Origin of the sequence: Streptomyces axinellae, from assembly GCF_039532135.1 — a bacterium.
Lineage (GTDB): Bacteria > Actinomycetota > Actinomycetes > Streptomycetales > Streptomycetaceae > Streptomyces > Streptomyces axinellae.
Genome location: NZ_BAAARJ010000007.1, coordinates 200,485 through 225,597 on the forward strand (window position 1 = coordinate 200,485; position 25,113 = coordinate 225,597).

Sequence of the window (25,113 nt, forward strand, 5' to 3'; positions counted from 1 at the left end):
GGGGACGTACCCCTTGGATTCCACGCCGATTCCGCCGCGCCGACTGCGATTCCGCCGCGCCGTCTGCGATTCCGCCGCACCGGCTGGGGGTTCGGCGCCGCCGCCCGCCGCCCGCGTGCCCCGCGCCTCGGTGCGCGACCCCGCGCCCGCCCGCGCGCGTGCTGCCGGGTCACCCGGGTCACGTGGGCCCCCAGGCCCGCCGCGCCGCCCGCGCTCAGTCCGCGCGCGGGGGCGCGGGCGGGCGGGGCGGGCGGGGCGAGCGGGGTGCGCTCACTGTCGTGCGTGCGCCCCTGCGGTGCGAGGAGGTGCGCACGATCAGTTCGGTGGGCATCACCTGGCGCACCGGGCGGGGCGGGTCGATGCCCTCGATGGCGTCGATCAGGAGCTGGACGACGGTGTTGCCGATCCGGCCGGGCTTGAGGGAGAGCGTGGTGATGGGCGGCTCGGTCGTGGCGTAGACGGTGGACTCGCTGCAACAGACCAGGAGCAGGTCCTCCGGCACCCGCAGCCCGTAGCGGCGGGCCGCCGCCAGCAGGTCGGTGCCGTTGGGGTCGAAGAGGCCGTAGACCGCGTCGGGCCGGTCCGGCCTGGCCAGCAGCCGGTCGGCGGCCACCGCGCCGGCGCACGGGTCGTGTGCCGGGTAGCTCTCGTAGACCGGGTCCTGGCGCACGCGCTCGCACCACTTGAGGTAGGCGGTGGTCGAGAGGCTGGTGTAGGTGTCGGTGCTGGTGCCGGTCAGCAGGCCGATGCGGCGGGCGCCGGATTCGGCGAGGTGGTCGAGGAGGCCGCGTACCGCCTCCTCGTGGTCGTTGTCCACCCACGCGGTGACCGGCAGGGAGCCGCTGGGGCGGCCGTCGGAGACGACCGGGATCCCGGAGCGGACCAGTTCGGTGACGACCGGGTCCTGGTCGGAGGGGTCGATGACGACGGTGCCGTCCAGCGCGACGTTGGACCACACGTCGAAGGGGCTGTCCCGGGCGGGCGCGGGCAGGATCACCAGGGCGTAGCCGCGGGCGAGTGCGGCCGAGGTCGCGGCCCGCGCCATCTCGGCGAAGTAGGCGAACTCGGTGAAGGTGAACGGTTCTTCGCCGTACGTGGTGACGGTCAGGCCGATCAGTCCTGACTTGCCGGTGCGCAGCGTGCGTGCCGCGGCCGAGGGGCGGTAGCCCAGCCGCTCGGCGACTTCGCGGACGTGGCTGCGGGTGGCGTCCGGAAGCCGGCCCTTTCCGTTGAGGGCGTCGGAGACAGTCGTGATGGAGACACCGGCCGCGGCGGCGACATCCCGGATGCCGGCCCGCGCCCTCGGCCGGCTCCCCCGGGAGTACCTCCCGGCCGGAGGCTGGGGGAGGGACGCCGGGGTCCGGCTCCCCTGATGCTTCTCTGCTGCTGTCATGGCGACCCGATCGTAGGCCCGCGGCAGGCCGGGGCACGGTTCGCGCGGGGTGCCCGAGCAGGCCGGATTCCGGGCCGATCGGCGGGCGGGAACGACCATGGAACGCGCAGTTCACGGTCCGGTCGCGCGATCCGGCGGGGAGCGGCGCCGCGGTCGTTTCCGCCGGGTCGCCGATCAGGTGAGGGGAGCCTCAAGTCACCTTCACGAGCGACGCGCGCCACCGCGCCCGCCACCCGCGTGCGGGGCGTGCGGGGCCGGGTCCGCCGTGGGCGTACGCCCGCCGGGGGAATCCTTCTAAGGTGAACAGTATTGGTGCAGAGGCGGGACGAGGGACCAGGAGGAGCAGCGGTGAGTGACAAGAGCGCACAGGAGAACGGCGGGAGCCGGACCGCCGGCGGCGCGCGCGGCCCCCGGCTGCGCGAGGCGCTGGCGGATGTGCCGGCCTACAAGCCGGGCCGTCCGGCCTCGGCCGAGGGGCCCGTCTCCTACAAGCTGTCGTCGAACGAGAACCCCTATCCGCCGCTGCCGGGCGTGCTGGAGTCGGTGACGGCCGCCGCGGCCTCCGTCAACCGGTACCCGGACATGACGTGTTCCGGTCTGTTCGCCGAGCTGGCGGACCGCTTCGATGTGCCGGTCTCCCATCTGGCCACCGGCACCGGATCCGTCGGCATAGCCCAGCAGTTGCTCCAGGCGACGGCCGGGCCGGGCGACGAGGTGATCTACGCCTGGCGCTCCTTCGAGGCGTACCCGATCATCACGCAGATCTCCGGTGCCGCCTCGGTACGGGTGCCGCTGACGGGCGGGCCGGAGAAGGAGGCGCACGACCTGGACGCGATGGCGGACGCGGTCACCGAGCGCACCCGCCTCATCTTCGTCTGCAACCCCAACAACCCCACGGGCGCGGCCCTCCCGGGTGCCGAGCTGGAGCGCTTCTTGGACCGGGTGCCCTCTGACGTGCTGGTGGTGCTGGATGAGGCGTACCGCGAGTTCGTGCGCGACGAGCGGGTGGTGGACGGCATCGAGCTGTACCGGGACCGCCCCAACGTGTGTGTGCTGCGGACCTTCTCCAAGGCGTACGGGCTGGCCGGGCTGCGGGTCGGCTTCGCGGTGGCACACGAGCCGGTGGCCGCCGCGCTGCGCAAGACGGCCGTCCCCTTCGGTGTGAGCAACCTCGCACAGGAGGCGGCGATCGCCTCGCTGCGCAGCGAGGGGGCGCTGCTGGAGCGGGTGGACGCGCTGGTCGGGGAGCGCACCCGGGTGCTGGCCGAGCTGCGGGGCCAGGGCTGGACGGTGACCGATTCGCAGGCGAACTTCGTGTGGCTGCGGCTCGGTGACCGTACGACGGACTTCGCGCAGCGGGCCGAGGCCGCCGGGGTGACGGTGCGGCCGTTCGCCGGGGAGGGCGTGCGGGTCTCGATCGGGGAGACCGCGGCCAACGACCTCTTCCTCCAGACCGCGGCTGCCTTCCGCAAGGAGCTGTAGCGCTGCGGCATTTCCGCTGCGGCCTTCCCCGGAGCGGTCTTCCACTGCGGCCTTCTCCGGACTGCGGAGCGGCTTCTCCCGAAGGGGCTTTACCGGAGCGGTCTTCCGCAGAAGCGCCTTCGGGAACGCTCTGCCCCCTGTCGGCCAGGTTTCCGACCCCCGGTGACATGTCCGGTATGGGGGTGTCGTACAGTCGCTTGTGAATGTGAACGCATTCACGAATGGCGGGCTGCGACCCGAAGGAGAGAGCAACGTGGACCTTGCGTTGGCGCCGGAGACCCTGGCGCGCTGGCAGTTCGGCATCACGACCGTCTACCACTTCCTCTTCGTCCCCCTGACGATCTCGCTGGCCACCCTCACCGCGGTGCTCCAGACGGCATGGGTGCGGACGAACAAGGAGAAGTACCTCAAAGCGACCCGCTTCTGGGGGAAGCTCTTCCTGATCAACATCGCCATGGGCGTGGTCACCGGCATCGTGCAGGAGTTTCAGTTCGGCATGAACTGGTCGGACTACTCCCGCTTCGTCGGAGACATCTTCGGTGCGCCGCTCGCCTTCGAGGCGCTGATCGCCTTCTTCATGGAGTCCACGTTCATCGGCCTGTGGATCTTCGGCCGGGACAAGCTGCCCAAGAAGCTGCACCTGGCGACGATCTGGCTGGTGGCCCTCGGCACCATCGCCTCCGCCTACTTCATCCTGGCGGCCAACTCCTGGATGCAGCACCCGGTCGGCTACCGCATAAACGAGGGCTCGGGGCGCGCGGAGATGAGCGATTTCTTCGGCATCCTGTTCCAGAACACCGCGCTGGCGCAGTTCTTCCACACCATGACCGCCGCCTTCCTGACCGGCGGCGCCTTCATGGTCGGCATCGCCGCCTACCACCTGCTGCGCAAGAAGCACATCCCCGTGATGCGCACCTCGCTGCGGCTCGGGCTGGTGACCCTGGTGGCCGGCGGGCTGCTCACCGTCGTCAGCGGCGACCGGCTCGGCAAGATCATGTACGACCAGCAGCCGATGAAGATGGCCTCCGCCGAGGCCCTGTGGGAGACCCAGGCCCCGGCGCCGTTCTCCGTCTTCTCCTACGGCGACGTGGACAAGGGCCACAACAAGGTCGCCATCGAGATCCCCGGCGTCCTCTCCTTCCTCGCGCACGACAACTTCTACGAGGCCGTCCCCGGCATCAACGACACCAACGCGCACCTGAAGGAGAAGTTCAAGGACACGGTCGGTCTTGACGACTACCGGCCCAACATCCCCGTCGCCTACTGGTCGTTCCGCTGGATGATCGGCTTCGGGATGGCCTCCTTCACCCTCGGCGCCGCGGGCCTCTACCTCACCCGGCGCAAGATCTGGATCAGCGAACGGCTGCGCACCGGCGAGGAGGAGGTACCCCGGCTCGCGCTCACCAAGAACCGTGAGCTGCACGGGCGGCTGGGCACCTGGTACTGGCGGCTCTCGGCGCTTACCCTCGCCTTCCCGCTGGTCGCCAACTCCTGGGGCTGGATCTTCACCGAGACCGGCCGCCAGCCCTGGGTCGTCTACGGGGTGCTGCCCACGGCCTCGGCCGTCTCCCCCAGCGTCTCCCAGGGCGAGGTCCTCACCTCGCTGATCGTCTTCACCGCGCTGTACGCGATCCTCGCCGTCGTCGAGGTCAAGCTGCTGGTGAAGTACGTCAAGGCCGGGCCCCCGGAGCTGACCGAGGCCGACCTCAACCCGCCCACCAAGATCGGTGGCGACACCGATGCCGACCGGCCCATGGCCTTCTCGTACTGAGATCGGGGCGAATCGCTGTGCATCTCCACGACATCTGGTTCGTGATCATCGCCGTCCTGTGGACCGGCTACTTCTTCCTGGAGGGCTTCGACTTCGGCGTCGGCGTACTGACCAAGCTGCTGGCCCGCGACCGCGCCGAGCGCCGGGTGCTGATCAACACCATCGGCCCGGTCTGGGACGGCAACGAGGTGTGGCTGCTGACCGCGGGCGGGGCCACCTTCGCGGCCTTCCCCGAGTGGTACGCCACCCTCTTCTCCGGCTTCTACCTGCCGCTGCTGGTCATCCTCGTCTGCCTGATCGTGCGCGGCGTCGCCTTCGAATACCGCGCCAAGCGGGAGGGGGAGCGCTGGCAGGCCAACTGGGAGCACGCGATCTTCTGGACCTCGCTGCTCACCGCGTTCTTGTGGGGCGTCGCGTTCGGCAACATCGTGCGCGGCGTGAAGATCGACCAGCACCTTGAGTACGTGGGCGACCTGGCCGACCTGTTCAACCCGTACGCGCTGCTGGGCGGACTGGTCACCCTGACCCTGTTCACCTTCCACGGCGCCGTCTTCACCGCGCTCAAGACCCTCGGAGACATCCGCGCCCGGGCCCGCCGCATGGCCACCGTGCTCGGGCTGGTGACCGCCGCGCTGGCGCTCGCCTTCCTGCTGTGGACCCAGGCCGACCGGGGCAACGGCTGGAGCCTGGTGGCGCTGGTCGTCGCCGTCGTCGCACTGGTGGCCGCGCTCGCCACCAACCTCGCGGGGCGCGAGGGCTGGTCGTTCACCTTCTCGGGGCTGACCATCGTGGCCGCCGTCGCGATGCTCTTCCTCGCGCTGTTCCCCGAGGTGATGCCCTCGACGCTGGCGGGCGGTCAGAGCCTGACGGTCACCAACGCGTCCTCCACGCCCTACACGTTGAAGATCATGACCTGGTGCGCGGCGATCGCCACCCCCGTCGTGCTGCTCTACCAGGGCTGGACCTACTGGGTCTTCCGCAAGCGCATCGGCACCCAGAGCCTCGCCCAGTCCGGCGGCCACTGAGAGCGAAGCCGTGAGCACCGCCGCGAGCGAACTGGGAGCGAAGCCGTGAGCAGGGCCGTGAGCACGGCCGTGAGTGAACTGAGAGTGAAGGAGCCGATGCCATGAAGCCCGTGGACCCGCGGCTGCTGCGATACGCGCGCACCACCCGGCTGTTCCTGCTCGCCGCCATCACCCTCGGCCTCGCCGGCGCCGTGCTGGTCATCGGGCAGGCCATGCTGATCGCCGACATCGTCGTGTCCGCCTACCGGCACGGGGAGTTCGCGCGCGGCGCGCTGCTGCTGCTCGCCGCCGTCTCCGTCGCCAGGGCCCTGGTGTCCTGGCTGACGGAGCTGGCCGCACACAGGTGCGGCGCGGCGGTCAAGTCCGAGCTGCGCACCGGGCTGCTGGAGCGGGCCACCGCGCTGGGGCCCGGCTTCCTGACCACGCAGCGCACCGGCGAGCTGACGACGCTGGCCACGCGCGGAGTGGACGCGCTCGACGACTACTTCGCGCGCTACCTGCCCCAACTCGGCCTCGCCGCCGTGGTTCCCGTCGCGGTGCTCGCCCGGATCGTCACCGCCGACTGGATCTCCGCCGCGATCATCGTCGTCACCCTGCCGCTGATCCCCCTGTTCATGGCGCTGATCGGCTGGGCCACCCAGTCCAGGACCGACCGCCAGTGGCGGCTGCTGACCCGGCTGTCCGGGCACTTCCTCGACGTGGTCGCCGGGCTGCCCACCCTGAAGGTGTTCGGCCGCGCCAAGGCCCAGGCCGACAACATCCGCGCCATCACCGGCGACTACCGCCGCGCCACGTTGCGCACCCTGCGGCTCGCCTTCCTCTCCTCGTTCGCGCTGGAACTGCTCGCGACGATCTCCGTGGCGATCGTCGCCGTCAGCATCGGCACCCGGCTCGTCCACGGCGACCTCGACCTGACGACCGGGCTGATGGTGCTCATCCTGGCCCCCGAGGCGTATCTGCCGCTGCGGCAAGTGGGCACGCACTACCACGCGGCGGCCGAGGGGCTGGCGGCGGCGGAGGAGGTCTTCGCCGTCCTGGAGCGCCCGGTACCCGAACGGGGCACCCGGCGCGCGGACGTCCGCACGGCCACCCTCTCCCTGACCGGCGCCGCCGTACGGCACGAGGGGCGCACGGGCTACTCACTGGCGCCCACCGACTTGACCGTGCGCCCCGGCGAGACGGTCGCACTGACCGGCCCCTCCGGCGGCGGCAAGACCACGCTGCTGTCCGTACTGCTGGGCTTCACCCCGCTGACGGAGGGTCAGGTGCGGGTGGGCGGCGTGCCGCTGGCGCAGCTGGACCCGGACGGCTGGCACGAGCAGATCGCCTGGGTACCGCAGCACCCCTCCCTGTTCGCGGGCACGATCGCGGAGAACGTGCGGCTCGCCCGGCCCCAGGCGCCGGACGAGGCCGTGGCGCGCGCCCTCGCCGACGCGGGCGCGCCCGACCTCGACCCCGCGCGCGTCCTCGACGAGAACGGGGGCGGCCTCTCCGCGGGCCAGCGCCAACGCGTGGCCCTGGCCCGCGCGTTCCTCGCGGACCGGCCCCTGCTCCTGCTCGACGAGCCGACCGCCGCACTCGATGGCACCACCGAGGCCACGGTCCTGGCCGCCGTACGCCGTCTGGCCGAGACCCGCACGGTGGTACTGGTGACCCACCGGCCCGCGCTGCTGGGCGCGGCTGACCGCGTGGTGGAGATCAACCCCGCAGCCCCGGGACAGCGGGGAGCCGACGCCTCGGAGCAGCGGAACGCCACCGTCCCGGGGATGCCCGCCGTCAGGGGCGGCAGGGAGGACAGGGCAGGCGGGGAGGGCCGAGGCCGCCCCCGGACGCCAACCGGCCCGCACCACTCCCACAGCGAGGGCCACCCCCACAGCGAGGGCCACCCCCGCAGCGAGGGCCACCCCCACAGCGAGGGCGCCACATCGGCGCGGCGCACCCTCACCCGCGTACGGGCCATGGGCCAGGCCCAGGGCCTGAAGAAGAAGTTCGCGCTGGCGCTCACCCTCGGCGCGCTGGCGCTCCTGAGCGCCACGGGCCTCATGGCGACCTCGGGCTGGCTGATCTCCCGCGCGGCCCAACAGCCGCCCATCCTCTACCTGATGGTGGCCGTCACCGCGACCCGCGCGTTCGGGATCGGCCGCGCCGTCTTCCGCTACGCCGAGCGCCTCGTCTCGCACGATGCCGCGCTGCGCGTCCTGGCGGACCTGCGCGTCACCGTCTACCGCCGCCTGGAGCGGCTGGCACCCGCCGGGCTGCGCGGCACCCGGCGCGGCGACCTGCTCACCCGGCTGGTCGCCGACGTGGACGCGCTCCAGGACTACTTCCTGCGCTGGCTGCTCCCGGCGGCTGTCGCCGTCACGGTCGGCCTCGCCTCGGTGGCGTTCACCGCGTGGCTGCTGCCCGCCGCCGCTGCCGCCCTCGCGCTGGGGCTGGCCGTGGCGGGCGTGGCCGTGCCCGCGCTGACGGCCGCGCTCTCGCGCCGTACCGAGCGCCGCCTGGCGCCCGCGCGGGCCGACCTGGCGGTCCGTACGGTCGATCTGCTCACCGGCACGGCCTCCGGCGAACTCCCCGTCAGCGGCGCACTGGCCGCGCGGCGCCAGGAGGCCGCCGCCGCCGATGCGGCGCTCACCCGGATCGCCGCGCGTTCGGCGGCCCGCACGGCGCTCGCGGCCGGGCTCGCCACACTCGCCGCCGGGCTCACGGTGACGGCCGCCGCCTGGACGGGCGCCGCCGCGACGGTGGACGGCGGGCTGAACGGGCTGCTGCTGGCCACCGTCGTGCTGACGCCACTGGCCGTGTTCGAGGTGATGACGCCGCTGCCGCAGGCGGTGCAGTTCCGCCAGCGGGTCCGGCGCTCGGCCGAGCGCGTGTACGAGGTGCTCGACGCACCCGTGCCGGTACGGGAACCGGACCGCCCGGCGGAGCTGGACGACAGCCCGTTCCCGCTGCGTACGCGGGGGCTGACCGTCCGCTACCCGGACGCTCCGGAGGGCGCCCGTCCGGCGCTCGACGGGTTCGAGCTGGAGCTGACGCCCGGCCGCCGAGTCGCCGTCGTCGGCGCCTCCGGCTCGGGCAAGACCACGCTGGCCCTGGCGCTGCTGCGGTTCGTGGACCCGGCGCCGGTGCCGGGCGGCGGAGCGCCGTACACGCTCGGCTCGCCCGCCGTGGACGCGACGGCGGCCGACGCGGACGCCGTACGCCGCACCGTCGGCCTGTGCGCGCAGGACGCCCACCTGTTCGACAGCTCGCTCCGCGAGAACCTGCGGCTCGCCCGGCCCACGGCCACCGAGGACGAACTGCGCGCCGCGCTCGCCGAGGCGCGGCTGGCCGAGTGGGTGGACACGCTGCCCGACGGGCTCGACACGCTCGTCGGCGAGCACGGCGCGAAGCTGTCCGGCGGCCAGCGCCAGCGCCTCGCGCTCGCCCGCGCGCTGCTGGCCGACTTCCCCGTCCTCGTCCTCGACGAGCCCGCCGAACACCTGGACCTGCCCACCGCCGACGCGCTGACCGCCGACCTGCTGGCGGCGACCGAGGGCCGGACGACGCTGCTGATCACCCACCGCCTCCAGGGGCTGGAGGCGGTGGACGAGGTGATCGTGCTCGACGGTGGCCGCACCGTGGAACGCGGCCCCTGCGCCCGGCTCGCGGCGGCGGACGGCCCGTTCGCCGCGATGCTCGCCACCGAACGCGAGGCGGCGGCCCACGGCGGCGGCCGGGAGCCGCGCGAGGCGGAGGAGACCCGGCCCCTGGTGCCGGCCGCCGCCCGGACGTGACGTCGCGATCGGGGACGTGCGTCTCGCTCTGCACGTGCGTCTCGAACTGGACGTGCGTCTCGCTCTGCACGTACGTCTCGCTCTGCACGTGCGTCTCGAACTGGACGTACGTTGCGATCTAGACGTACGTCTCGATCACGGTGGCGACGCCGTCCTCCTCGTTGGAGGACGTCGTGTGCGTCGTGGAGACCCGCACATCGGGGTGGCCGTTGGCCATCGCGTAGGAGGTGCCCGCCCAGGCCAGCATCTCCAGGTCGTTGGGCATGTCCCCGAAGGCGACCACCTCTTCGGGCGCGATGCCCCGCTCCGCGCAGGCCAGCGCCAGAGTGCTGGCCTTGCTCACCCCGCGCCCCGAGATCTCCAGCAGCGCGGAGGGGCTCGACCTGGTGAACTCCGCGTGCGGCCCGGCCGTCTTCCTGCCCAGCGCCAGGAAGTCGTCCGGGTCCATGCCGGGATGATGCGCCAGCAGCTTCAGCACCGGGTCGGCGTCCCCGGGACCGGTCGCCGCACCCGTCTCCGTTCCTGTTCCCGGCCTCGTTCCCGGCCCCGGCCTCGTGCCTGCTCCCGCCCCTTCGGCGAGCAGTTCGTCCGCCGGGGCGTAGGAGGTGCCGGGATCGTGGGGGAAGAACGGGTAGTCGGGCTCGTAGTGGATGCCCTCCGTCCGCTCGACGGCGAAGGTCACCCCGGGGGCCGCCTCGCGCAGGGCGTGGACGACGGCGAGCGCGTCGGCCCGCGCCAGCTCCCGGACCCGCACGATGCGTCGGCCCTCGGCGTGGAGATCGACGACGGCCGCGCCGTTGGCGCAGATGGCGAGCCCGTGGCCGTGCACATGTTCGCTGACGACGCCCATCCAGCGGGCCGGGCGCCCGGTCACGAAGAACACCTCGATCCCGGCGTCCTCGGCGGCGGCGAGCGCGGCGATCGTCCGCGGGGAGACCGTCTTGTCGTTCCTCAGCAGCGTGCCGTCCAGATCGGTGGCGATCAGGCGCGGGGGGCGCGTCGCCCGGACGCTCGCGAGCCGCCCCGCGCTCGGGTTCTCGCTCTGCCTCGGCCTCGGGTTCGGGCTCGGGTTCGTACTCGGCCTCGGATTCGCGCTCGGGTTCGTGCTGGGACTCGGATTCGCGCTCGGGCCCGGCTCCGGGCCGGTGGCCGGGCTCGGGCTTGGTCTCGGACTGGGTCGCGGGCTCTTGGGGGCGCGGGAATCAGACGGATGAGTCACAGGCACCATCTTGACGCATATGCCTGAACATTCGTGCGACGTGCCGCACGAATGAGAGCACTCTCCGTGTCAGTGGAAGCACGCGAGGCGCACGGCGCAGTACCGGCGCACGGCCGGGCATCGCAGCTCAAGGGCTCTTATCGCATGATTACGCCCACAAGCGGCACAATCGAAGCGGAGGCCGAATACCGGCGGGATATCCGTAGCTACGGGATACCCGGAGGAACGGGATACCCGAAGGAACGGGACACCCGGAGGAAAGGGAGCGAGGCGCTCATGGCCGGTCACACGCGCTACGTCCCGGACCGTGGTCTGACCACGCGCATGGTCACCACGATGTTCTTCATAGGGCTGCTCTATGTCGTGCTCGTCGGTGTGCTGGTCGCGCTGCTGGGGAAAGCGTGGCCGCTGGTGCTCGTGTTCGCGGGCGGGCTGTTCATCGCCCAGTTCTGGTTCAGCGACAAGATCGCGGCGTTCAGTATGGGCGCTCGCGAGGTCACCCCCGCACAGGCGCCCGAGCTGCACGGCGCCGTCGATCGGCTGTGCGCGCTCGCCGACATGCCCAAGCCGAGGGTCGCCATCGCGGAGAGCGACGTACCCAACGCGTTCGCCACGGGCCGTAACCAGAAGAACTCCATGGTGTGCGCCACCACCGGGCTGCTGCGCCGTCTGGAGCCGGACGAACTGGAGGGCGTGCTCTCGCACGAGCTGTCCCACGTCGCGCACCGGGACGTCGCCGTGATGACGATCGCCTCGTTCCTGGGCGTACTGGCCGGAATCATGACGCGCGTCGCACTGTGGGGCGGCATCGGGCGGACCGCCGGGCGCAACAACGACCCCGCGGGCCTGCTCCTGCTCCTCATACCGCTGGTCAGCGCCGTCGTCTACGTCATCAGCTTCCTGCTGACCCGGCTGCTCTCCCGCTACCGCGAGCTGTCGGCGGATCGCGCCGGTGCCCTGCTGACCGGGCGGCCGTCCGCGCTGGGCTCCGCGCTCACGAAGATCAGCGGCGACATGGCGCGTATTCCGACCAAGGACCTGCGCCAGGCCGAGCCGTACAACGCCTTCTTCTTCGTGCCGGCCTTCTCCGGTGAGAGCATCGCCACGCTCTTCTCCTCGCACCCGCCGCTGGAGAAGCGGCTCGACCAACTCGGCCGCATCTCGGCCCAGCTCGGCCAGTGATCTTCACCCGGTGAGTTCCGACTCCGCCGACTCCGCTTCACGAGATCCGCTTCACGAGATCCGCTATACGAGATCCGCTATACGAGATCCGCTATACGAGAGGGGCCCGAGGTGGGCTTTCTGGACGCGCTTCTCGGCCGCAGCAAGCCCACGCGGCCCGACCTCGACCAGCTGTTCGCGCTGCCGTCCGCCGCGGTCACCCTCCAGGCGGGCGCCTCCTTCGTCCCCACCGGGGTGGGCGCCGTCTGCTTCGCCAGCGTCGAGGGCGGCGCCTTCGCCCAGCTCCAGCGGGACGTACGGGCGCTGCTGGACGCGGACACAGAGCGCGGCGGCATCCCCGTCGAGTTCGGCCAGGACTCCTACGGCTATACGTGGCTGACCGCGCGGCACGCCCCCGAGGAGACAGCCGACCTGGTCAACGACCTGCACGCGGTCAACACCCTGCTCGCCGAGGGCGGGTTCGGGCCACAGCTGCTGTGTTCGACCGTCGTGTTCCGGGAGTCGGCGGACGGCACGGAAGAGGGCACGGAAGCCGTCTCCGGCACTCCGCGCCCCCTCGCGCTGATCTACCTCTACAAACGCGGCACCTTCTACCCCTTCGCCCCGCTGCCCGGCGGCGCCGAGAAGCGGGACAACGGGCTCGAACTCCAGGTGCGCGCCCTGCTGGCGAACGACCTGCCCCTGGAGAAGGACCTCAGCCGCTGGTTCCCCGTATGGGGCGCACCCGGACTGTGACTCGTCCGGCCTGTGCCCCGCCCGGCCTGTGCCTCGCCCGGGCCCGGGGGCGAGCCCGGGCCCGGGGGCGAGGTGAGCGGTGAGGGGCTGGCCGCGGCTCAGAACAGCGGCTTCAGATCCGCGTGGACCAGCGAGTGGTCCGACTGCCCCTGCGGGTCGTGGACGCCGACGCCCGGAGGGTTGAAGGCGCCCCGGCGCAGCAAGATGAAGTCGATCTTCTTACGGTGCGGCGCGGTCCCGATCGTGCCCTGGCAGCGGGCGTCGGGCTTGGCACCGCAGTACGGGTCGGCGTCCGCGAAGTGCTGCCAGAACGGGGCCAGTTCGCCGGCGGGCGGAGTTGTGTTGAAGTCCCCGACGACGATCGCGCGGTTGTGCGGGCGGGCCGCCGCCTCCAGTTCGCGGACCTGCTGGGTGCGTACCCCGGTCTGCTGATCGTCCGCCGTCTTCTGCGCGAAGTGCGTGTTGAAGACCCGCACATCCTTGCCCGCGATGGGCACGGTGACCGCCATGTACCCACGCGGCTCCGAACCGCCCTGGGAGTACCGCTTGTTGACCGGGTCCTTCGCGGGTGCGGCCGTCAGCATGGCCCGCCCGTAGGCCCCGCCCTTGAAGATGCCGCCGCACTGGCCCCGCTTGCGGTTCACGGTGCCATAGGTGACGTGGTAGTCGAGCTTGTGCACCTTCTTCAAAGCCCTCGCGATCCGGTCCACCTTGGTTTTGCAGGCTTCCTGGAAGCCGATGACGCCCGGCCGGTACCGGGCGATCTGCCGTGCCTGTTCATACGCGCTGTGGTGACCGGGCCCGTGCAGGTTCCAGGTGACGACCCGGTTGGAGAACCCCCCGCCGGCCGCCGCCTGCGCCTCGCTGCTGTTGCTGTCGCCAGGGAACTATCAGCCGGTGAACTGGCCGAGGAACTGCTCCAGCAGCAGGAGCAGCAGCAGGGCACACAGGCCGATACCGCCCGCGCGGGCACCCCGTCGCATCCCGAACATGGCGACCAGCGTGCCCAGCGTCGTGAGCGGCACCCCGTACCAGGCGACGGCGAGGAGTGCCTCTCCGAACAGGAGCGGACCGCGGACACCGCCCAGGCAGTCGGAGTCGGTGCAGGAGATGGCCAGCAGCGGACCGAACACGAGGACAAAGGCGCCGAAGACCAGCACGGCCACGGCGAGGAGGGCCAGACCGGCCCATTGGGACGGAGTGCGGCGGTGTGGCAGGCGTTCGTTCGAGTCGTCGTCGCCGTCCAGTGCCCTCAGTGCCCCGGGCGTTGCTGTGGAATCAGAAGCGTCCATGGCACGGAACCTAGGGAACGCGTCCCGCCTCGGTCATCCGTCCCCGTACTCAGAAGCGGAGGGTGAATCTACTCGCGGAACGGCACCTGCGGCGCAGGCGGCGGAGGGGTTGTGCCCGCTGCCTAGGGTTGCCGTATGGACATCACCGGGGCCGAGGAGAGCGACAGGGCCGAGGAGAGCGACGGGGCTGAGGAGAGCGACGGGGCCGAGGAGAGCGACGGGGCCGAGGAGAGCGACAGGGCCGAGGAGAGCGGCGGGGCGGGGCGGGGCGAGGGGAAGGCGCAGCGTACGGCGGCGGTGGGGGAGCCGGTGCGGGTCGCCGCGTTCCGGGCGCGGCTGGGGCTCGCGTCCCTGGTGGACGTGCACACGCACTTCATGCCGCAGCGGCTGCTGGACAAGGTGTGGGCGTACTTCGACGCGGCGGGCCCGCTCGTGGGACGGAACTGGCCGATCGCGTACCGCGAGGATGAGCAGCGGCGACTGGAGACCTTGCGCGGCTTCGGCGTCCGGGCGTTCACCTCGATGCTGTACCCGCACAAAGCGGGCATGGCCCGCTCCCTCAATGACTGGTCCGCCGACTTCGCGGCCCGCACCCCCGACTGCCTGCACACCGCGACCTTCTACGCCGAACCGGAGGCCGCCGACGACATACGCCGGGCCCTGGAACAGGGGGCGCGGGTGTTCAAATGCCACATCCAGGTAGGCCGGTTCGACCCACGGGACCCGCTGCTGGACGAAGTGTGGGGGCTGTTGGCCGAGGCGGGCACGCCGGTGGTCACGCACTGCGGGTCGGGCCCGGTGGCGGGCGCGTTCACCGGGCCGGGGCCGGTGAACGAGGTGCTGGCGCGGCACCCGTCGCTGCGGCTGGTCGTCGCACATCTGGGCATGCCCGAGTACGCCGACTTCCTGACCCTCGCCGAGCGCTACCCGCGGGTGCTGCTCGATACGACGATGGCCTTCACCGGCTTCGTCGAGGACATCGCACCCTTCCCCCGCGCGGAACTCCCCCGGCTGGCCGCGCTCGGCGACCGCGTACTGCTGGGGACCGACTTCCCCAACATTCCGTACGCGTACGCGGACGCCCTGGAGGCGCTGGAGACCCGGACGGGGCTGGGGAAGGAATGGCTGCGGGCGGTGTGCCACGACAACGCGGCGCGGGTGTTCGAACTGCCGTGTACAGGCGGACGATCCGGAGCCGCTGAACGGAGCCGCTGAACGGTCCGGGGCAGGGCCTCGCCCCGGCTCCGGTCCCGGCCCCGGTCTCGGCTCCGGTCCCGGCCCCGGTCTCGGCCTCAGAAGCTGATCCCCTCCTTTCGCAGCCGGGCCGCCACCGCGTCCCAGCTCGGATCGACGGGGTCGGGGGTGCGGGTGGCGACGGCGTTGTCCTTGAAACCGGAGGACGTCGAGACGCAGACGACCGGCCCCCCGCGCTCCTCCGGCGGGGCCTGCTCCCCCGGAGCGCGCCCCGGCGGGGTCCCGTGGGCGCGGTAGGCGGCCAGGCCCGCAGCCGCCGACAGCTCCGCCCACATCCCGTGCGCGGCCAGTTCGCGCTGCGCCGCGCGCATCCGCTCGTCGTCCACCAGCAGTCCGCGTCCGCCGCTGCCGCGTACGGCGACTACGCCCCGGTAGCCGCCGACCGGGCAGTCGATGCCGTACGCGTCGGTGTGGCCCACCGTCACCCGGGCGGCGGGCAGGTCGCGGGCGAGGGCGGCGGACAGCGGGCCGCCCGCCGCCGGTTCGCAGGCGTGCAGGCGCGGCACCCGGTCGGTGACGCCGAGCCGCCGCAGCTCGTCGAACCCCTTCCACACCCCGAACAGCATTTCGCCGTAGCCCACCGGCACGAACACATCGGCGGGGACGCCGATATCGGCGTGGATCTCGTAGGCCGGCGTCTTGTACCCCTCGGGCCCGAACGCGTGACCGGTGTGGGTGGGGGTGAGGTTGCTGACGGGGTGCATTCCGCAGTGCTCGACGATCAGCCGGGTGAGCGGCCACCGCGCCTCGCAGCCCGGCGCGGGCCGCGAACGCCGCGGCCGAGGCCGCGTGGTTGCCGGAGGACGCCACCACGGTCCCCGGCGCCCCGACGCGCAGCGCGGCGCTCGCGGTCACCCGGTTGAGACGGTCCTTGTGACTCCAGGTGGGGTTGCGGGACTCGTCCTTGATGTACAGCCCGTCACCGATCTCGACCAGGGGGGTCCGGCCCTCCCCCAGCCCGGGCCCGTCGAGCGGCGGGAGGAGTGGGGCCCAGCGGTCGATGCCGGTATAGGCGCCGGCATAGGTGTCGGTTTTGGGGCTGGTGGGGCTGGTGGGGCTAGTGGGGCCGGTTTTGAGGCCGACGGGGGCCTGGCGACGGTCCGGGGCCTGTGGGGGTGAAGAGGGAGGAGGTGAAGAGGGAGGCGAGGAGGGTGGGGTCGATCGACTCGTACGCGTAGGCGACCTCGACGGGGTACGCCGTCTCCTCGGTGCTCGTCCGCGGACACCCGCTGGTCAGCGGAGGCCACAGCGGATATGTGACGGCCGGGTCACCGAGAGAGCGCTGGCCGGTAGCGGCGGAGAGGGTCCTCATGAGGGAGGACGTCAGCGGGGGAGCGCGGGGCGGACGGGGGCGGAGTGAGGGGGTGAATGGGCGGGGCGGAGGGGCGGGGGCCCACCGGGGACAGGGCGGTGAGGGCGCGCGTTCGTCCACCGCGTACGGCGGCTGGGGCCGGGTCCCGCCGCCCGCTCAGGTGGGGAGGCTGTTCATCCAGCGGGTGAGGCCGCCGTATGCCATGGGGACGATCTCCTTGTACGTACGGTCGTCCGGCAGCGCCACGATCAGCCGGCAAAACGGCGGATACCACGTCGTCTTCAGCCGCGCCCGGCGATCGAACACCGCCTCCAGAAAGGCGGGGGTCACCTCCCGCGGCAGATCGTGGAAGGTGACGCCATCGACGGTGATGTGCGCGTCCCCCTCCTCATAGAGCTGCACCGAGATCTTCGGCGTCATCGGCGTGCCGGAAGGGCTGTCGCTCGGGTCGATCTCCAGCAGCGCCTCGTGGGGGAGGGACCCGTCCTCGTCGGTGACGGCGAACGCGCCCGCTGCCGTGCGCCGCGAGGACTCATCCGCCCCGATCGCGTGTTCGGTACGGACCTCCAGCCCGCGCCGCTCGGCAAGCGCGCCGAGCACGGCGACCGCGGACTCGGTGCTGTGAATCTGCGGGTGGTGGTTCATGTGGTCCATACCACCGATCATGCCTGCCGGGGCACGGGCGCGCTGACCCGCCGGAGCCGGTGGGGCAGTGCGGGCCGCGCCGACCGGCTACGCGCCGACCGGCTACGGGGAGGGCGGCAGCGGCGGAGAGAAGCACGAGGCGGGGGGAAGCACGGGGCCGAGGGAAGCACAAGGCTGGGGGAAGCACGGGGGCCGAGGGGAGGGGGGCGGCACGGGTCGAGGGGAGGGCACGGGTCGAGGGGGAGGGGCACGGGCTGAGGGGGAGGGGTACGGGCCGGGCGCATAGGGTCGGGGCATGCGTCTGAGCACTGTGATCCTCCCCGTCCGCCGTTGGTCCGAGGGCGGACGGGAGGTGTGGCAGCGGGCCGAGGAACTGGGCTTTCACGCCGCGTACACCTACGACCATCTCTCCTGGCGGGAGCCGTTCCGCGACGGCCCCTGGTTCGGTGCCCTCCCCACCCTGACGGCAGCCGCGACGGCGACCTCGCGGCTGCGGCTGGGCACCATGGTCACCTCGCCGAACTTCCGGCACCCCGTCCCCCTCGCCAAGGAGCTGCTCACGCTCGATGACATCAGCGAGGGCCGGATCACGCTGGGTATCGGCGCGGGCGGCAGCGGCTTCGACGCGACGGCACTCGGCCAGGAGGCATGGACGCGCCGCGAACGCACGGACCGCTTCACGGAGTTCGTCCCCCTCCTCGACCAACTGCTGACCCACGACGAGGTGACCCACGAGGGCACGTACTACTCCGCGCACGAGGCCCGCGGCATCCCCGGCTGTGTCCAGCGCCCGCGCCTGCCCTTCGCCGTCGCGGCAACGGGCCCGCGCGGCCTGCGCCTCGCCGCGCGGTACGGGCAGTCCTGGCTGACGACGGGTGACCCGGTCGCCAACAACGCCGGGACCCCGGCCGAATCGTTCGCCGCGCTCGCCCGCCAGACGGAGGGGCTGGAGAAGGCGTGCGCCGAGGCCGAACGCGACCCGGACACCATCGGACGCACCCTGCTCACCGGTTTCACCCCCGACCGCCCGCTGGAGTCCACCGAGGCATTCCTCGACTTCGCGGGCCGCCTCGGCGAACTGGGCTTCGACGAGCTTGCGCTGCATTGGCCGATCCCCGGCACCCCTTTCGAGGCCGACGAGCACGTCTTCGAACGCGTTGCCACTGAGTGCGCCGAACGCCTGCACCAGCGCTGAGACACCCCGTACGGGCCCGCCCGGCATGACCTTGCGGGGCTGTGACCTTGCGGGGATGTGGCTTGCGGGCCTGTGACCTCGCAGGGCTGTGACTTGCGGGACTGTCGCCTTGAGGGCTGTGACTTGCGAGGCTTGGCGAGGGCTCGCCAGGGGTCTGGCCGGGCCGGGAGCTGTCCGAGCCGGGGTCTGGCCGGACCCGGGGCCTTGCAGGGCCGGGACCTTGCCAGGCCGGGAACTGGTCGAGTCGGAGCCTCGCTGATCGGGGAGCCGGGACCTACGCCGACTTGGCGCCGGGCCCCGAACGCGCTCCTTGCCCCGTGTTCGCCTCCACTCCCCCTCCCGTCGTCGTTGTCATGCAGTCCATCGCGCGGGCCCGCACCTCCCGTTCGGCCGCCGCCGCGATGAAGTCAGGCGCCCTCTCCTCCCCTACCAGCCCTCGGACTGCCTCCACCGTGCCCGTCGGCAGCCGCACCTGCTCATCGGATGTTGGCTCACCCAGTGGCGGCGGCGGGAGCGCCGCCGCGGAACGCAGGTGGTCCCGCAGATCGCGGGCCGCCAGCTTCCGCATCGCCCGTGCCAGCTCCGCCTCTACGGTCTGCTGCGCCAACGGCCGCAGTCTGCGCACCAGCTCCGCCGCGTCCGAGGCGTCGCCGTCCGCGGGATGGGATCCCAGGTAGCGGATGAAGACGTGCTCGTTGGTGAAATCCAGGAAGCGGGCGGCGATGTGCTCGACCTGGCCGCGCAGCTCCCGCAGGTGATCCGTGATCGCCAGCAGCGGCACCCCGGCCTTGTGCAGCTCCGCCGCGACCGCCAGCTCCTGCGGACTGGGTACCAGGAACTCATCGGCCCTGCCCGCGAGTGGCACCAGTACCCCCAGCGCCACGGCCTCGGAGACCGCCGTGTCGTCGTGCGCGCCGCCGAACAGTCGGTCCAGCTCCTCACGGGAGACCCGGCCGGACTCCTCGTCCGTCCACGGCCCGTCCACCTCCGCCACCAGGCCCAGCACCCCGCCCAAGCCCCGCCCCTCGTCCCAGGCTTGGAGCAGCTCCTTGATGGAGGCCAGCGTGTAACCGCGGTCCAGCAGGTCGGCGATCTGGCGCAGCCGGGCGAGGTGCGAGTCGTCGTACACATTGGCCCGGCCTCTCCGCTCCGGCTTGGGGAGCAGTCCTCTGTCCTGGTATGCCCGGATGGTGCGGACTGTCGCGCCGCTGTGATGCGCCAGATCCTCAATGCGGTACTCCGGCACGGGCGCCGGTTTTCGGGACGGGGACATGGGTCCGCTCTCCTCGTTCACAGTGCCGCGCGGCGGCCTCTCGCTCCTGCGGCGGCCCGTGCTGCGGGGGACGGGGACAGACGGGTCCACGGCCCGCCGCAGCGAACCTTCCTGAGAGGGATGGTACGAGCGCTTGAAACAGCGGGTATCGCCGAGCCCAGCTCACGCCGCGTCGGCAACAGACCTTTGGCCACTGGCGCGTTGTGCCCTACGGGTGAGCGGGCCCTCCGCCGCAGCGCTGAGGGGTGCCGAGGAGGCCGCGGGGGTCAGATCGGGGGCCGCAGGCGGGCTATCGCGCGCAGGGCGTGCGGGGCGAAACGGGACATCAGGCGGGCCCCGCGTGCCTCGGGCGTCACCGGCACCACCGCCTGGTTGCGCACCACGGCCCGCAAGACCGCGTCGGCGACCTTCTCCGGAGGGTAGTTCCGCAACCCGTACAGGCGGGAGGCGCGCCGTCGGTGCCGCTGCTGTTCCTCTTCGTCGGCGTCCGTGAACCGCGCGGTCCGAGCGATGTTGGTGTTCACGAACCCGGGGCACACCACGGAGACCCCGATGCCCTGTCCTGCCAGTTCGGCGCGCAGGCACTCGCTGAGCATCAGCACGGCCGCCTTGGAGGTGCTGTAGGCGGGGAGCACCTTGGAGGGCTGATAGGCCGCGGCGGACGCGGTGTTGACGATGTGCCCGCCCTGTCCGCGCTCGGCCATTTGCCTGCCGAAGAGCCGGCAGCCGTGGATGACGCCCCACAGATTGACATCGAGCGTGCGCCGCCAGTCCTCCGTACTGGTCTCCAGGAAGGGGCCGGTGACGCCGATCCCCGCGTTGTTGACGAGTACGTCGGGCGTGCCGTATTCGGCGGCTACCTTGGCCGCGAACTTCTCCATCTGCTGCTCGTCGGACACATCGACCGTCTCCGCCCAGGCGTCCGGAGCGCCGACCAGCCGCGCCATATCGGCGGTGCGCACCGCCGAGTCCGTGTCCTGGTCGACGGCGATCACCCGCGCTCCGGCCTCCGCGAACGAGAAGGCCGTCGCCCTGCCGATACCGCTGCCCGCGCCCGTGACCAGCACCAGCTGGCCGGAGAACCTGTCGGCGTACTTGCCCGTCGGGGCGGACTCCCTGGCGGGGAGATCCGACTCCTGGCTCGTCACGAACCCCTCCACCCAGGCGGACAGTTGGTCGGGCCGGGTGCGCGGCACCCAGTGCTTGGCGGGCAGGGTGCGGCGGGTGAGCCTGGGCGCCCACTGCTCCAACTCGTCGTAGAGCCGTTCGCTGAGAAAGGCGTCTCCGGTCGGGGTGATCAGCTGCACCGGGACGTGGGCGTAGCAGTCGGTGCGGGGGCGCGAGAGCCGTGCGCGGACGTTGTCGCGGTAGAGCCAGGCGCCGTGCGCGGCATCCGTGGGCAGGGAAGACATCGGGTACTGGCCGGACTCCAGCTTCTCGGCCCGGGCCAGCATGCGTGGCCAGCGCTTGCCGAGAGGGCCCTTCCACAACAGCTCGGGCAGCGCGGGGGCGTGCAGTGCGTACACGTACCAGGACTTGGCGCCCTGGTTCAGCAGCTGGGCTGCCCTGCGCGGGGTCGGCCGGGAGGCCCGCTTCTTGATCCAGTGCCCCAAGTGGTCCAGGGAAGGGCCCGAGATGGAGGTGAACGAGGCGATCCGGCCCTCGGTGCGGCTGACGGTGGCGAACTCCCAGCCCTGCACCGAGCCCCAGTCGTGCCCGACCAGATGCACCGGCTCGCCGGGGCTGACGGCGTCGGCGACCGCGAGGAAGTCGTCGGTGAGCTTCTCCAGAGTGAAGCCGCCGCGCAGGGGCTTGGGCGCTGTGGACCTGCCACACCCCCGCACGTCGTACAGCACTACATGGAAGCGGTCCTGGAGCCGGCGCGCCACCTCCGACCAGACCTCCTTGCTGTCCGGGTAGCCGTGCACGAACATCACCGTCGGCAGCCCGGCGTCCCCCAGCTCCGCGACACACAGCTCCACTCCGCCGGTGCGCACCCAGCGCGTACGGGCGCCGTCCAACAGCTCCCGCTCCTGGCTCCGGCCCTGGCCGTGGGACCCGCCTTGCGGCACCGTCTTGCTGTTCCGCTTCATCGCGTGCCTGCCTCTTCCTGCCGGTGCCGCACACGTGGCGGGTCGTCATCGGGCCAGAAGGCGCTTTCCGCCGGGGCGGGGAAGCCCTGCGGGCCGACTCGCGTGGCCCGCTGGCCTGTCCTGGATTTCCGCAGGTCAGTGGGGGTGATACCAATCGTCGCTGGGCGCATCGCAACCATCCGTCCCCGAGTCGTACCGGCGCGTGAGCAATTTGACATTGATGAATGTGACATCAGGCCGTGGCGTGGTCAAGGTCCCGGCCCAGCCTGTGGATAACTTTCGCCCCCGCCCGCTCGGGCCGCTCCGGCGCCACGCTCCGGCCCGACGCCCGGGCGCCTGCTCAGGCCATCCCGACCTCGTTGCTCAGGCCACTCGACCCCGTACTCAGACCACCCCGGCCCCTGTTCAGGCGCTCGACTCAGCCGCTCACGCTCCCGCCCGGAGCGCTCATTTCCTCGCGCGGATCCCCTACTCAGGTCTCCGCCCCCTACGGGGATCTCCGACCTGAGAGGTAGGCGGAACCGCCACCTTGTCTGACGCGGACGCGGTCAGGTGCCACTAGCGTCGGGGACGTGACTGTGATCGCGACCGAAAGCCTCAGCAAGCGGTACCCGAGGGTGACCGCACTCGACCGGCTGACCGTCGGTATAGAACCGGGCGTGACGGGCCTGGTGGGTGCCAACGGCGCCGGAAAATCCACCCTGATCAAGATCCTTCTCGGGCTGGCGCCCGCCACCGAAGGCACGGCCAGCGTTCTCGGTATGGACGTGAGCACCCAGGGCGGCGCGATCCGGGAGCGCGTCGGATACATGCCGGAACACGACTGCCTGCCGCCGGACGTCTCCGCCACCGAGTTCGTCGTCCACATGGCGCGCATGTCGGGACTGCCGCCCACGGCCGCCCGCGAGCGCACCGCCGACACGCTGCGGCACGTGGGCCTCTACGAGGAGCGCTACCGCCCCATGGGCGGCTATTCGACGGGCATGAAGCAGCGCGTCAAGCTCGCACAGGCGCTGGTGCACGACCCCCGGCTCGTCCTCCTGGACGAGCCCACCAACGGGCTCGACCCGGTCGGCCGGGACGAGATGCTCGGCCTGATCCGCCGTGTGCACCGGGACTTCGGCATATCCGTGCTGGTCACCTCGCACCTCCTCGGCGAGCTGGAGCGCACCAGCGACCACATCGTCGTCATCGACGGCGGCAAGCTCCTGCGCTCCTCCTCCACCGCGGACTTCACCCAGCACACCGCAGTGCTGGCCGTCGAGGTCACCGATACCGACCAGCATCCGGACGGCACCAAGGCGCTGCGCGCCGCGCTCGGGGAGGCGGGGCTCTCCCTGCGCCAGGGCGCCGACGGCGCGGTCGCACCCGGTGCCGGTCACCTGGTCACCGTCGACATCGACGACGAGTCGGTCTACGACACGGTCCGCGACACCGCGGCCGAACTCGGCCTGGGGCTGGTCCGGATGGAACAGCGCAGGCACCAGATCTCCGAGGTCTTCACGGAAGGGAGCGCCGGCGATGTCGCCTGAGCCCACTGCCCCGGCGCCCGCCGCACAGCGCGGCCAGGACGTCATCCACGACATCGGATACCGCGGTTACGAGGGCCCCCGGCTGGGCCGCTCGTACGCCCGGCGTTCGCTGTTCATCCAGACGCTGCGCGGCGCCTACGGACTGGGGCGTTCCGCCAAATCCAAGGTCTTGCCCATGCTGTTGTTCGCGGTGGTCTGCCTGCCGGCGGCCATCGTCGTCGCGGTCGCCGCCGTCGCCAAGACCGACCATCTGCAGGTGGGTTACGCCGAGTACGTGCTGATGCTCCAGCCGGTCCTGGGCATCTACCTCGCCGCCGTCGCACCCCAGGCGATCTCCCTGGACCTGCGGTTCAAGACCACCCCGCTGTACTTCTCGCGGCCCATCAAGCACAGCGACTATGTGACGGCGAAGTACGCGGCGATCTCCGGTGCCCTGTTCCTCTTCACGGCGGCGCCCGTGCTCATCATGTACATCGGCTCCCTCCTGGTGAAGCTGGATATCTCCGAGCAGACCGAGGGAGCCGCCCAGGGGCTCGTCTTCTGCGCGCTGTTCGCGCTGCTCCACGCCGCGATCGCCTCCTGCATCGCGGCACTCACTCCGCGCCGGGGCTTCGGCATCGCCGCGATCATCGTCGTGATCACCGTCCCGTTCTTCCTGATCAACGCGCTCCAGGAGATCGCGGGAGCTTCCGACAACAGGAGCGCCATCGCCTGGCTCGGCCTCGGCTCACCCGGGACGCTCATGGACGGAATCCAGGACAAGTTCCTGGGCGGAGCTTCGGGATTCCCGCTGGACGCGACGCCCGACGCGGCCCAGGGCGTCATCTACCTCCTCGTCTTCGTGGCGCTGAGCGCCGGCGCGTACGCCCTCCTGCTGCGCCGCTACCGGAAGGCCGGACTGTGAGGGCCCCCGCCGCGCGGACCCGGGCCCGGACCCAGACCCGGACCCTGGCGTTCCGGAACGCGACCGCCGGACCGCGACCCACCACGACTCCTCGAAGGAACGGGCTGCGCCCATGAGCACACTCCGCATCGACCGCGCCTCCCGCTGGTTCGGGAACGTCGTCGCGGTCAACGACATCACCATGAACATCGGCCCCGGCGTCACCGGCCTCCTCGGTCCCAACGGCGCGGGCAAGTCCACGCTCATCCACATGATGGGCGGCTTCCTGGCTCCCTCCAACGGCAGCGTCACCCTGGACGACACCCGGATCTGGCGCAACGAGCAGTCCTACCGGCACATCGGCCTCGTGCCCGAGCGCGAAGGCATGTACGACTTCCTCACGGGCCACGAGTTCGTCCTCGCCAACGCCGAGCTGCACCAACTCCCCGACCCCCGCTCGGCCGCGGCACAGGCGCTGGCGACCGTCGAGATGGAGTACGCGCAAGAGCGCCGTATCTCCACCTACTCCAAGGGCATGCGTCAGCGCGTGAAAATGGCCTCCGCCCTGGTGCACCAGCCGTCCGTACTGCTGCTGGACGAACCGTTCAACGGCATGGACCCGCGCCAGCGCATGCAACTGATGGAGCTGCTGCGCAAGATGGGTGACGAGGGGCGCACGGTGCTCTTCTCCTCGCACATCCTGGAAGAGGTCGAACAACTCGCCTCCCACATCGAGGTGATCGTCGCCGGACGGCACGCGGCCAGCGGCGACTTCCGCAAGATCCGGCGGCTGATGACCGACCGGCCGCACCGCTACCTGGTGCGCTCCAGCGACGACCGGCAGCTCGCCGCGGCCCTCATCGCCGACGGCTCCACCGCCGGCATCGAACTGGACCCCGCCGAGCGCGCGCTGCGCATCCAGGCCATCGACTTCACCCGCTTCACCGAACTGCTCCCGCGCGTCGCCCGCGAGCACGGCATCCGGCTCTACACCGTCTCGCCCTCCGACGAGTCCCTGGAGAGCGTCTTCTCGTACCTCGTCGCGGCCTGA

General features: G+C 71.7%; 18 protein-coding genes and 1 pseudogene. 11 read left to right on the forward strand and 8 right to left on the reverse strand.

What is annotated here, in order from left to right:
* Positions 1-214: 214 nt before the first annotated feature.
* Positions 215-1,393, reverse strand: a complete 1,179-nt coding sequence (locus ABD339_RS12775) for a LacI family DNA-binding transcriptional regulator (protein ID WP_344565382.1) — start codon at positions 1,391-1,393, stop codon at positions 215-217.
* A 348-nt stretch (positions 1,394-1,741) separates the two neighbouring features.
* Between ABD339_RS12775 and hisC the strand changes: the two genes are divergently transcribed.
* The 4 genes from hisC to cydD all read left to right on the forward strand — a co-directional run bounded on the left by hisC (position 1,742) and on the right by cydD (position 9,447).
* The gene (gene hisC / locus ABD339_RS12780) at positions 1,742-2,875 is read left to right on the forward strand and encodes a histidinol-phosphate transaminase (RefSeq protein ID WP_344565383.1); all 1,134 of its coding nucleotides are present in this window, start codon (positions 1,742-1,744) and stop codon (positions 2,873-2,875) included.
* A gap of 253 nt (positions 2,876-3,128) precedes the next feature.
* Entirely contained in the window at positions 3,129-4,646 is a 1,518-nt protein-coding gene (locus ABD339_RS12785) for a cytochrome ubiquinol oxidase subunit I (RefSeq protein ID WP_344565385.1), read from the forward strand.
* A 17-nt stretch (positions 4,647-4,663) separates the two neighbouring features.
* The gene (gene cydB, locus ABD339_RS12790; protein ID WP_344565387.1) at positions 4,664-5,671 is read left to right on the forward strand and encodes a cytochrome d ubiquinol oxidase subunit II; all 1,008 of its coding nucleotides are present in this window, start codon (positions 4,664-4,666) and stop codon (positions 5,669-5,671) included.
* A 101-nt stretch (positions 5,672-5,772) separates the two neighbouring features.
* Positions 5,773-9,447 (forward strand): thiol reductant ABC exporter subunit CydD, encoded by a 3,675-nt coding sequence (cydD, locus tag ABD339_RS12795; RefSeq protein ID WP_344565389.1) that lies wholly within the window; start codon positions 5,773-5,775, stop codon positions 9,445-9,447.
* Positions 9,448-9,565: 118 nt separating this feature from the next.
* On the opposite strand, the gene ABD339_RS12800 is transcribed toward cydD, so the two are convergent.
* A complete protein-coding gene (locus tag ABD339_RS12800; RefSeq protein ID WP_344565647.1) occupies positions 9,566-10,432 on the reverse strand; it encodes an HAD hydrolase family protein in 867 nt (288 codons plus the stop codon).
* Positions 10,433-10,942: 510 nt separating this feature from the next.
* Between ABD339_RS12800 and htpX the strand changes: the two genes are divergently transcribed.
* Together htpX and pspAB are read left to right on the forward strand one after the other, a co-directional pair.
* Positions 10,943-11,848: a zinc metalloprotease HtpX gene (gene htpX / locus ABD339_RS12805; RefSeq protein ID WP_344565391.1), complete on the forward strand. Its 906-nt coding sequence runs from the start codon at positions 10,943-10,945 to the stop codon at positions 11,846-11,848.
* Positions 11,849-11,959: 111 nt separating this feature from the next.
* The gene (pspAB, locus tag ABD339_RS12810; protein ID WP_344565393.1) at positions 11,960-12,583 is read left to right on the forward strand and encodes a PspA-associated protein PspAB; all 624 of its coding nucleotides are present in this window, start codon (positions 11,960-11,962) and stop codon (positions 12,581-12,583) included.
* A 98-nt stretch (positions 12,584-12,681) separates the two neighbouring features.
* On the opposite strand, the gene ABD339_RS12815 is transcribed toward pspAB, so the two are convergent.
* Positions 12,682-13,392 carry an endonuclease/exonuclease/phosphatase family protein gene (locus ABD339_RS12815; protein ID WP_344565649.1) on the reverse strand — a complete coding sequence of 237 codons (711 nt, stop codon included), beginning with the start codon at positions 13,390-13,392 and terminating at the stop codon, positions 12,682-12,684.
* Positions 13,393-13,473: 81 nt separating this feature from the next.
* Complete coding sequence (locus ABD339_RS12820; protein ID WP_344565395.1) at positions 13,474-13,875, reverse strand: hypothetical protein; 402 nt, start codon at positions 13,873-13,875, stop codon at positions 13,474-13,476.
* A 135-nt stretch (positions 13,876-14,010) separates the two neighbouring features.
* Here ABD339_RS12820 and ABD339_RS12825 point away from each other — a divergent pair, with 135 nt between their 5' ends.
* Entirely contained in the window at positions 14,011-15,090 is a 1,080-nt protein-coding gene (locus ABD339_RS12825; protein WP_344565397.1) for an amidohydrolase family protein, read from the forward strand.
* Between the two features lie 77 nt (positions 15,091-15,167).
* Here the strand turns inward: ABD339_RS12825 and ABD339_RS12830 are convergent.
* Both ABD339_RS12830 and ABD339_RS12835 read right to left on the reverse strand, forming a co-directional pair.
* Positions 15,168-16,441: pseudogene (locus ABD339_RS12830) on the reverse strand (threonine synthase).
* Positions 16,442-16,597: 156 nt separating this feature from the next.
* Positions 16,598-17,095 carry a hypothetical protein gene (locus tag ABD339_RS12835; RefSeq protein WP_344565399.1) on the reverse strand — a complete coding sequence of 166 codons (498 nt, stop codon included), beginning with the start codon at positions 17,093-17,095 and terminating at the stop codon, positions 16,598-16,600.
* 286 nt (positions 17,096-17,381) lie between these two features.
* Here ABD339_RS12835 and ABD339_RS12840 point away from each other — a divergent pair, with 286 nt between their 5' ends.
* On the forward strand, positions 17,382-18,281 hold the full coding sequence (locus ABD339_RS12840) for an LLM class flavin-dependent oxidoreductase (RefSeq protein WP_344565401.1): 900 nt from the start codon (positions 17,382-17,384) through the stop codon (positions 18,279-18,281).
* A gap of 274 nt (positions 18,282-18,555) precedes the next feature.
* Here the strand turns inward: ABD339_RS12840 and ABD339_RS12845 are convergent, their stop codons facing one another.
* Both ABD339_RS12845 and ABD339_RS12855 read right to left on the reverse strand, forming a co-directional pair.
* Positions 18,556-19,554 (reverse strand): MerR family transcriptional regulator, encoded by a 999-nt coding sequence (locus ABD339_RS12845; RefSeq protein ID WP_344565402.1) that lies wholly within the window; start codon positions 19,552-19,554, stop codon positions 18,556-18,558.
* Between the two features lie 266 nt (positions 19,555-19,820).
* On the reverse strand, positions 19,821-21,647 hold the full coding sequence (locus ABD339_RS12855; protein ID WP_344565404.1) for an SDR family oxidoreductase: 1,827 nt from the start codon (positions 21,645-21,647) through the stop codon (positions 19,821-19,823).
* 578 nt (positions 21,648-22,225) lie between these two features.
* Here ABD339_RS12855 and ABD339_RS12860 point away from each other — a divergent pair.
* From ABD339_RS12860 to ABD339_RS12870, 3 genes are all read left to right on the forward strand, one after another.
* Positions 22,226-23,179 (forward strand): ABC transporter ATP-binding protein, encoded by a 954-nt coding sequence (locus ABD339_RS12860; RefSeq protein WP_344565653.1) that lies wholly within the window; start codon positions 22,226-22,228, stop codon positions 23,177-23,179.
* Positions 23,169-24,083 carry an ABC transporter permease gene (locus ABD339_RS12865; RefSeq protein ID WP_344565406.1) on the forward strand — a complete coding sequence of 305 codons (915 nt, stop codon included), beginning with the start codon at positions 23,169-23,171 and terminating at the stop codon, positions 24,081-24,083. The genes ABD339_RS12860 and ABD339_RS12865 overlap by 11 nt, the downstream gene beginning before the upstream one ends.
* A gap of 112 nt (positions 24,084-24,195) precedes the next feature.
* The gene (locus tag ABD339_RS12870; protein ID WP_344565408.1) at positions 24,196-25,113 is read left to right on the forward strand and encodes an ABC transporter ATP-binding protein; all 918 of its coding nucleotides are present in this window, start codon (positions 24,196-24,198) and stop codon (positions 25,111-25,113) included.

Excerpts from the sequence above, each read along its gene's own strand:
- ABD339_RS12775 (WP_344565382.1), bottom strand. The coding sequence starts at position 1,393 with ATGACAGCAGCAGAGAAGCATCAGGGGAGCCGGACCCCGGCGTCCCTC.
- cydD (WP_344565389.1), top strand. The coding sequence starts at position 5,773 with ATGAAGCCCGTGGACCCGCGGCTGCTGCGATACGCGCGCACCACCCGG.
- htpX (WP_344565391.1), top strand. The coding sequence starts at position 10,943 with ATGGCCGGTCACACGCGCTACGTCCCGGACCGTGGTCTGACCACGCGC.
- ABD339_RS12820 (WP_344565395.1), bottom strand. The coding sequence starts at position 13,875 with ATGGACGCTTCTGATTCCACAGCAACGCCCGGGGCACTGAGGGCACTG.
- ABD339_RS12825 (WP_344565397.1), top strand. The coding sequence starts at position 14,011 with ATGGACATCACCGGGGCCGAGGAGAGCGACAGGGCCGAGGAGAGCGAC.
- ABD339_RS12835 (WP_344565399.1), bottom strand. The coding sequence starts at position 17,095 with ATGGACCACATGAACCACCACCCGCAGATTCACAGCACCGAGTCCGCG.
- ABD339_RS12840 (WP_344565401.1), top strand. The coding sequence starts at position 17,382 with ATGCGTCTGAGCACTGTGATCCTCCCCGTCCGCCGTTGGTCCGAGGGC.
- ABD339_RS12845 (WP_344565402.1), bottom strand. The coding sequence starts at position 19,554 with ATGTCCCCGTCCCGAAAACCGGCGCCCGTGCCGGAGTACCGCATTGAG.
- ABD339_RS12855 (WP_344565404.1), bottom strand. The coding sequence starts at position 21,647 with ATGAAGCGGAACAGCAAGACGGTGCCGCAAGGCGGGTCCCACGGCCAG.
- ABD339_RS12865 (WP_344565406.1), top strand. The coding sequence starts at position 23,169 with ATGTCGCCTGAGCCCACTGCCCCGGCGCCCGCCGCACAGCGCGGCCAG.
- ABD339_RS12870 (WP_344565408.1), top strand. The coding sequence starts at position 24,196 with ATGAGCACACTCCGCATCGACCGCGCCTCCCGCTGGTTCGGGAACGTC.